Source organism: Methylobacterium tarhaniae, from assembly GCF_001043955.1.
Lineage (GTDB): Bacteria > Pseudomonadota > Alphaproteobacteria > Rhizobiales > Beijerinckiaceae > Methylobacterium > Methylobacterium tarhaniae.
Window position 1 is genome coordinate 1 of sequence record NZ_LABZ01000436.1, and the last position, 598, is coordinate 598.

The 598-nt window shown below is 75.4% G+C and carries 2 protein-coding genes; both read right to left on the bottom strand.

Annotated features, from left to right (window positions below):
• Positions 1–308, bottom strand: a 308-nt coding sequence (locus tag VQ03_RS30495) for an acyl-CoA dehydrogenase family protein (protein ID WP_048454690.1), incomplete at its 3' end; no start/stop codon positions are given.
• Positions 309–319: 11 nt separating this feature from the next.
• Positions 320–598, bottom strand: a 279-nt coding sequence (locus VQ03_RS30500) for an acyl-CoA dehydrogenase family protein (protein ID WP_280948584.1), incomplete at its 5' end; no start/stop codon positions are given.

Sequence of the window (598 nt, forward strand, 5' to 3'; positions counted from 1 at the left end):
GGGCCGCTCTGGCGCTCGGCGATCCAGTGCGCGCCCACCGGCGCGCCGGCGGCCAGCAGTTCTTCGAGGAGGACGTAGCGCTCGAGCGCCGAGCGCTCCTGCCCGCCATAGGCCTTCGGCCAAGTGAGCCCGAGCCAGCCCTGCTGCCCGAGCTTGCGCGAGAAGGCGGGATCGAGGCCGTTCCAGCTCTGGGCCCGGTCGATCGGGGCGCGATGTTTCAGTTCGCTCGCCAGGAAGGCCCGGACCTCGCCCCGGAAGACTTCCGCCGCGGGGGAGGGGGGCGGCGACGGGAAGGTGAATTGCGACATGGCAAAAATCCTCAGGCGGCCGTGATCGCGGGCCACAGCCCCTCGGGGCCGGCGGCGATCAGGTGGCGGCCGAGCACCTGCGCCCACTCGGCCTCGCGCCCGAACGCGTCGCGCCAGGCCCGGAGGCGGCCGGTGTAGAGGTGCAGCCGGTGCTCCTCCGTGAAGCCGATCGCGCCGTGGACCTGATGGGCGATGGCGGCCGCCTGGCCCGCCGCCTCGCCGGCGCGGACCTTGGCGGCGGCGACCGCCGGCAGCAGCCCCGGCCCCGATGCCCCCGCCCAGGCCGCCAC